3 protein-coding genes are annotated in these 7,864 nt (G+C 78.5%); 1 reads left to right on the top strand and 2 read right to left on the bottom strand.

What is annotated here, in order from left to right; translation table 11 throughout:
* Window positions 1-1,612: NPCBM/NEW2 domain-containing protein (locus AB0E83_RS34320; protein ID WP_362120562.1), on the top strand; the 1,612-nt coding region annotated here is incomplete at its 5' end.
* A 7-nt stretch (window positions 1,613-1,619) separates the two neighbouring features.
* On the opposite strand, the gene AB0E83_RS34315 is transcribed toward AB0E83_RS34320, so the two are convergent.
* On the bottom strand, window positions 1,620-5,036 hold the full coding sequence (locus AB0E83_RS34315; RefSeq protein ID WP_362120560.1) for a BTAD domain-containing putative transcriptional regulator: 3,417 nt from the start codon (window positions 5,034-5,036) through the stop codon (window positions 1,620-1,622).
* A 235-nt stretch (window positions 5,037-5,271) separates the two neighbouring features.
* On the bottom strand, window positions 5,272-7,461 hold the full coding sequence (locus tag AB0E83_RS34310; protein ID WP_362120558.1) for an asparagine synthase-related protein: 2,190 nt from the start codon (window positions 7,459-7,461) through the stop codon (window positions 5,272-5,274).
* Window positions 7,462-7,864 lie beyond the last annotated feature (403 nt).

The following is a 7,864-nucleotide window of genomic DNA, read 5'->3' as shown; positions in this document are numbered from 1 at the left end:
TCCGGAGGGCGGACCGGAGGCGTACCACCCGGCCAAGCACGTCGGGGACCTCCTGGAGCTGCTGGCCCGGCTGGAGGTGGACCGCTTCCACCTGGCCACCGTCCGGCGGGTCGGCGCGAGCTGGGCCAAGACCCAGAAGCGCGAGCACCTCGTCGAGGACTTCGCCGTCTTCGCCGCCGACGCCGCCCGCTCCTCCGAGGTCTCCGACCAGGACACCATGGACCTCGGCGCCGAGGTCCGGGCCATGCAGGAGGCCGAACAGTCGCTGGCCATGCAGGCCTTCCGCTCGCTGCCCGAGCGCTGGCAGGCCGTGCTGTGGCACACCACCGTCGAGGAGGAGTCGCCCAGCGAGGTCGCCCCCCTCTTCGGCCTGACCGCCAACGCCACCGCGGTGCTCGCCAGTCGCGCCCGCGAAGGACTCAAGCAGGCCTACCTCCAGGCGCACGTCAGCCAGTCGCTGACCACCGGCGGCGACTGCGCCCGGTACGCCGACCGGCTCGGCGCCTACGCGCGCGGCGGCCTGCGGATGCGGGCCGAGCGCGGGCTCCGCAAGCACCTGGAGGAGTGCGCCCAGTGCCGGCTCGCCGCCGGCGAACTCGCCCACGTCAACGCCGGCATCCCGGCGCTGCTCCCGATCGCGGTCATCGGCTGGTTCGCCGCCGGATACTCCCTCAAGGCCGCCGGCATCGTCGCCGGCGGCGCGGCGGGCGCGGCCGGCGCCGGGGCCGCGGCGGCCGCCACCGGCGGGACGACGTCCGGCGCGGCCTCCGGCGGGGCCGCCGCCGAGGGGCTCGGCGCGCCCGCGAAGGCCGGGATCGCCGCCGCCGTGGCCGTCGCCGCGGCGGCCGGACTCGTCTGGGCGATGGCCGGCGACCCGCAGCCCGCCGCCGCGCCCCGGCCCGCCCCGCCGTCCGTCACCCCCGTCGCACCGGCCGAGCCCCCGCCGCCGGCGAAGCCCGCGCCGAAACCGAAGCCGGCACCGCCCGCGCCGCCCGCGCCGGAGCCGGCGCCGAAGCCGAAGCCCGCCCCGAAGCCCACGCCGACGGTGAAGCCCTCGCCCAGGCCGGCGCCGAAGCCGACGAGCCCGCCGCCCAGCCCCGCGCCGAAGGCGACCCCGAAGCCCACGCCGACGCCCACCCCGCCGCCGACGACCCCTCCCCCGCCGCCCGCGCCCACCTCCTACCAGGTCAACCGGCTGGAGTACGAGGCGTTCGGCGACGGCACCGCGCCCGAGGTCGTCATGGAGGACGGCACCTGGATGTGGTCGCGCCAGGGGATGTCGATCAGCGACAGCACGTACGCGTACGGAGTCAGCGTGCACGCCCCGTCCTCGCTGCTCATCCGGCTCAACCGGCAGTGCGCGAGCTACGAGGCGGTCGTCGGCGTCGACGACCTGAGCGCCCCGCTCGGCCCCGGCGGCGTCCGCTTCTCCGTGTACGGGGACGGGCAGCGGCTCTGGCGCTCGCCCGTGGTCCGGCCCGGCGACCCGGCGGTGCCGGTCCGCGTGCCCCTCGCCGGGCGGTCCACGCTCCGGCTCGTGGTGGAGGAGCACACGCCGTTCGGGCGGGCCGCCGTCGCCGACTGGGCGGAGTCCCGGATCACCTGCTCCTGACGGCCGGTCAGGCGGCGGTGCCGGAGGCGTACGGCTCCAGGAGGGCCAGCACCTCCTCGGGGGAGAGGGCGGCACCGGCCGCGCGGGCGGCGGCGAGGCCGTCCTCGCCGAGCGCGGACCGGCAGGCGGCGAGGATCGTCCCGGCCTCGCGCCGCTCGGGCACCGAGCGGGGGATGTCCCCCCGCCAGGTGTCGACGGCGGCCGCCACGCGCGCGCAGAGGGCCGCGTCGCCCGCCCGGTGCAGGGCGAAGGCCAGCCCCTCGCCGAGACTGATCACGATGATGTCCGCGCAGTGGCCGCCGAGGGAGGCGCGCAGCGCGGCGGCGGCGCCCCGCACGGCCGCCGGGCCCGCGCCCTCGTGGGCCTCGATCTTGGCGGCGAACCCCTCCAGGGCGATGGCGAAGTGCGGCGGCGGACTGCCGGTGCGGGCGTGCGCACCGGCCGAGGTGAGCCAGGCACGCGCGCGTGCGGGGTCGCCGCGGTCGAGGGCGAGGACGGCGCGCATGCAGTCCACGTAGGCGAGGGCGTCCCGGAGGTGGAGCCGCTCGGACTCCCGCGCGGCCTCGTCGAGGCCCCGCTCGGCGGCGTCCGTGTCCCCGTCGCGGTAGGCCAGTTCGGCGAGCCGGGCCATGAGGAACGGGGCCTCGGCGTGGGCGCCGACCTCGCGGGCGAGCCCGAGCGCCTCCTCGTACGCCTCCTCGGCCTCCGCCAGGCGGCCCCGCGTCATGTTCGCCTCGGCGGCGGCCGAGGCGACCTGGGCGCTCATCCAGCGGTCGCCGACCTTGCGGCAGAGGGCGCGGAGTTCGGCCAGGTCCTCGTCGACGCCCGCCATGCCGCCAGGCATGTCCACGATCATGTGGGTGCGGAACATCAGGCTCACGCCGACCTCCCAGTCGCCGCCGTACCGGCGGCAGACGTCGATGCCGGCGTCGAGGAAGGCGCGGACCGTCAGCGGCTCCTCGGTGAGGTACGCGGTGAACGGCCAGAGCAGCCCCGGGAAGCGGGCGGACTCCGGGCCGGGGTCCTTGCCGAAGGCGTCCCGGACGCGGCGGACCAGTACCAGCGCGTCCTCGTTCTCCCGGAGGTCGCCCATGTACATGTGCTCGTCCTCCATGGCGAGGAAGAAGGAGAGCATCCGCAGGTGCATCCGCGGCCAGTAGCGGGGGTCGGACCGGTCGGCCGGGTCCTCCCCCAGGGCGAGGGCGCGCCGGGTCCAGGCCAGGCCCTCGGCGCGGTAGTTGCGCAGCCACCAGAACCAGCCCATGGCGAAGAGGAGGCGGAAGCCGGCGGCCTCGTCGGGCGGGGGTCCCCCCTGTCCGGCGGGCTCGGAGGGGACGAGGGTGCGGTGGAGGGCGGCCCGGATGTTGTCGAGGTCCCGTTCGAGCCGGTCGATCCAGGGCAGCTGCTCGGCGGAGCGGAGCTTGGGCTCGGCCTCCTCGACGAGGGCGGTGAAGTGCGCGGTGTGGGCGGCCTCGGCGGCGGCGAGCAGGGCCGGGGTCTCGGCGGCGCGCTCGGCGGCGTACTCGTGGATGGTCTCCAGGAGGCGGTAGCGCATCTCGCCGTGGTCGGTGGGGGTGGCGACCACGAGGGACTTGTCGACGAGGGCGCCGAGGGTGGTGAGGGTGTCGGGGTGCTCCCGGGAGGTGAGGGTCTTCCAGGAGGTGGGGTTCTCCCGGGAGGTGGGGGACTCCTGGGAGGTGGGGGTCTCCCTGGGGGCGAGGGTCTCCCTGGGGGCGGGGGTCTCCTCGGGGGCCGGGGCGTTGACGGCTTCGGCGGCCGGGAGGTCCCAGCCGCCGGCGAAGACGGAGACCTGGCGGAGCAGGGTGCGCTCGGCCGGGTCGAGCAGGTCCCAGGACCAGTCGACGACCGCGCGGAGGGTCTGCTGGCGGGGCAGCAGGGTGCGGGCGCCGGAGCTGAGGAGGCGGAAGCGGTCGTCGAGGCGGTCGGCGATCTGGCGGGGGGTGAGCAGCCGCAGGCGGGCGGCGGCCAGTTCGATGGCGAGGGGCAGGCCGTCGAGCCGGCGGCAGATCTCCGCGACGGCGTCGGCGGTGCCGGCGCCGTGTTCCCGCTCCTGGTCGAAGTCGGGGCGGACCGCGCGGGCCCGTTCGGCGAAGAGGCGGTGCGCGGGGGCGGGCGGCAGCGGCTCGACCGGGCGGACGGACTCGCCGGGGACGCCGAGGGGTTCGCGGCTGGTCGCGAGGACGCGGAGGTGCGGGCAGTGGGCGAGGAGCGTCTCGGTGAGGGCGGCGGCGGCGTCGATGACGTGTTCGCAGTTGTCCAGGACGAGGAGGAGGGAGGGGCGGTCGGCGAGGTGCTCGACGAGGTGGGCGGTGGGGTCGTCCTGGAGCGGGGCTCCGTCGCGGGTGATCAGGGTGGTCTCGCGGAGGCGGAGGGCGGAGAGGACGGCGCCGGGGAGCGCCCCCGGGTCGTCGAGCGGGGCGAGTTCGGCGATCCACGCGTCGGGGCCGGCGACCTGCCGGGCGGCCTCCTCGGCGAGCCGCGTCTTCCCGGAGCCGCCGGGCCCGGTGAGCGTCACGAGCCGGGACCGGCCGAGGTCGTCCCGGAGCGCGGCCAGCTCCGGCTCCCGGCCGACGAAGGAGGTGAGGCGGGGGCGGATGTTGCCGCCGGCGGGCTGTCGGCCGGGGGCGGGCGCTCCGGCCGGTGCGGGCGCGGGTGGAGCGGTCGGGTCCGGCCGCGCGGTCGGGGCGGCGGGGGTGAGGAGTTCCCGGTGGAGGGCGGTCAGTTCGGGGCCCGGGTCGGTGCCGAGGGCGTCCGCGAGGGTGCGGCGGGCCGTCTCGTATGCGGCGAGGGCGTCGGCCTGGCGGCCCTCGGCGCGCAGGGCGCGGATGAGCTGGGCGTGGAAGCCCTCGTCGTACGGGTGCGTGGCGGTGAGCTCGGTCAGCTCCGGTACGAGTCCGTCGACGGCGCCGCGCCGCAGGTCGGCCTCGACGCGGCGGCGCAGGGCGGCGAGGCGCTGGGCCTCGGGGCGGACGCCCGCCGGCCCGGGCAGGTCGGCGAGGGCGGGGCCGCGGAAGAGTCCGAGGGCGTCGCGCAGGAGGGCGGCGGCCGAGGCGGGGTCGCCGGCGTCGAGGCGGGCGGCGGCGTCGGCCGCGCGGCGCTCGAACACGTACAGGTCGATGTCCTCCGGGCTCGCGGCGAGCCGGTAGCCGGGGCCGGGCACGGCGGCGACGGCCTCGCGGCCGAGGATCCGGCGGAGGCGGCCGACGAGGGCCTGGAGGGCGGCGGGCGCGTCGAGCGGCGGATCGTCCCCGTACACGTCGTCGACGAGCTCCCCGACCGGGACGGCCCGTCCGCCGCGCAGCGCGAGCGCGGCGAGCAGCGCGCGCAGCCGGGCGCCGCCGAGGGGCAGGGGGGTGCCGTCGGGGCCGAGGGCCTCGGTGGTGCCGAGGATGAGATACCGCACCGGCCCATTCTTGCCGCCGGGTACGACGCGCGCCTCAGGGTTTCCCCGGGCGGGCCCCTGAGCCCGTGGGCGGTCGGAACGCGGCGGTGTCCGGGACGGAGCCGGGGGGGCGCGGGGAGCGGGGCCCCGGTCCCCGCGGCTCCAGCTCCTTCGCTCGGTGCGACGCTTCCGGCGCAGGAGGGGTGCCGGGACCGGGTCGGGAACACGTTCGCTCGAACGGGCGTGCTGTGACGTTTCACCGGGCCGGCAGGGACCGCGACGCCGGGATCAGGGGGCCCTGGACCGCGCGGGGGGCGCGGGGGGTGGCCGTGTCGGTCCAGCAGGAGCCCCGGCGGGCGAGGAGGCGGCGGAGCCAGAGCTCGGTGGAGACCAGGTCGGCGAGGCCGTCGAGGGGGACGCGGGCGCCGTCGGCGGCCGCGCGGAGGGCGTCGCGGACGGTGCCGGCCTCGATGAGGCCGGCGTCGGCGAGGAGCGGGGCGTCGAAGAGGGCGAGGAGGTTCGGGAGGGCGGTCCGCAGGCCCGCGCGGGCGGTGGCGGCGGGGACCGCCGGGTACGGGGCGCCCCAGCCGGGCGGCAGGTCGCGGATGCCGGTGTCGGCGAGGACCGTGCGCAGGACGCCGGCCCGCGCGTCGGGCTGGACCCGGAGCGCCTCGGGGAGGTCCCGGCAGGCGCGGACGACCTGGTTGTCGAGGAAGGGGGCGTGCAGCCGCTGGCCGCGGATCTCGGCGGCCTGTTCCAGGACCCGGTGATCGGCGGCGGCGCGGGCGAGGGCGGCACGCGCGCGTGCCTCGCCGGGGCGCTGGACGGCGGGCGGCAGGGTGGCCGCGCGGTTCAGGCGGGCCGAGACCTCGGCCAGTGCCTCCCCGGTCAGCCAGCGGGCGGCCGGCCCCGGCCGGGACCAGGCGAGGGCGGAGAGCGAGGCGGCCAGGGGGCCGTGGGTGTCGGCGGGGTCCCGGTTGGCGTCGAGGACGTGCCGGGCGGCGGTCTCCAGGCCGGTCCGGTAGGGGGTACGGGCGAGCCTGCGCGCCGCGCGGTAGACGGTGACCGGCACCAGGAAGGAGTTCGCCGACGGGCCGGTCGCCTTGGTGAGGGCCGCCACCGGGCGGACCAGGGAGCGGCGCCGGCGGTCCATCAGGAGGTCGGCGAGGCGCGCCGGGTGGGCGTCCAGAACCTGTTTGGCGCCCAGTCCGGTGAAGTGGTCGGCGCTGCCTCCCGCGAGGCGCCTGCGGTGGCGTTCGGCGGTGACCAGGGCGGGGCCGGGCTCGTCGGTGAGCGGGCCGTCGAGGGCGGCGTACGGCAGGGCCTCCTCGCCGGCCGTGACGACCACGTGGCGCAGCCGGGGGTCGGCCGCCAGTTCCCGGGCCCGTTCCAGTTCGGCCGCCCGGCCGGGGCCGGGTTCGGTCGCGAGGTCGTTGAAGGTGACGGCGAGCAGCCGTTCGCCCGCGTCGGCGCCGTGCCCGAGGATCGTGCCGGGCACGCCGGGCAGGCCGGCGGCGAGCAGGGCCAGGGTGGCGGAGGCGCTGCCGCCGGACAGGTCGGCGCCGATGCCGGGGACGGGGCCCGCGCCGCGCGCGGCCCGCCGGTCCGCGGGCCCCATTCCGGGGACCGGGCCGGGGTCCGGCGGCGGGGCCCCGGGGGCGTGCCGGGGGGCGGTGAGCCGGGCCCGTACGGACTCCACCAGCGCGTCCCGGACCGCCTCGACGGCCTGCCGGGGGTCGGCCTGGGGCGCCGCCACGGCGAGCGAGGCGACCGTCTCGTAGCCGGCGATCTCGCGGGAGCCCTCGCGCAGGATCAGCGCGTGGCCGGGCGGGACGCGGCGGACGCCCTCGTACGGGGTGGTGTCGCGCAGGGCCTCGGGGGACTCGGGGCAGGCGAGGAGGGCGGCGAGGTGGCCGATGTCGAGCTGGGCCTCGACGAGGTCGGCGAGCGGGAGGGCGGCGGTGGCGTAGGCGGTGCCGCCCTCCCAGGGGGTGTGGAAGACGGGCCGGGCGCCCGCGAGGTCGCCGGTGACGGTGACCCGGCGGCCGGCCTTCACGACGGCGGTGTAGCTGCCGGGCCAGGCGGTGAGGTGGCGCAGGGCGCCGCCGCGCGCGGTGACGAGGCCGCGGCGGAGTTCGTCGTCGCTCGCGGCGCAGCAGCCGAGGACGGCGAGCCGGGTGCCGTCGTCGAGGGCGACCACCCGCACCTCGTCGGGGCGCCAGTCGCCGACCGCCCACAGCGGGTCGGGGTCGCCCCACAGGAGCTGTGCGCCCACCGGCTGCACCGTGCGCCCCCCGAGCCGGCCGCCGCTCTCGGCGTACGGGTGGGCCCGGTGCGGGGCTTCGGAGCCGTACGGGCCGTGGGCTCCGCTCGCCGTCCCGGCGCGCGCCCCCGCGGTCGTGGCGTACCCCGCGGCGACACTGCTCCAGCCCACCAGCCATCGCATCGGCGCCTCCACGTCCGTTTCGGTGGAGACATGCTGCCATGACAACGGCGCACGGGGCGGGGTCCGGGGGCACGGAGCCGAAAGGCGAACGCGCCCCTGGCATGGGCCGGTTGGCCGGGCGGTGGAGGGCGCCGGACGGCCGGGTGACGCGCCGGCGACGGGGGCGCGGCGAGGAGCGGCGGGGAGCGCGACCCCGGGAAGCGGGATTTTTCGTCCGAATCTCGCCCGTGGAAGGAGGTTTGATTCTCCGTCAGGCACAGAAGGGAGGGGGTCTCGGGGCGCTCCGTCCGGGCGGTCGCGCGCGGCGGGCGCGCGCCGGGGCGCGCTCGCCCGCGGCCCGGAGGCCGGCGGTGGGGGGGGCGGCCCCCCCCCCCCCGGCCGGGCCCCCCCCCCCGGGAGGAGG

It is taken from the genome of Streptomyces sp. NPDC035033 (assembly GCF_040636735.1).
In the GTDB taxonomy this organism is placed as follows: domain Bacteria; phylum Actinomycetota; class Actinomycetes; order Streptomycetales; family Streptomycetaceae; genus Streptomyces.
This window is presented reverse-complemented; position numbering and strand designations above follow the sequence as displayed.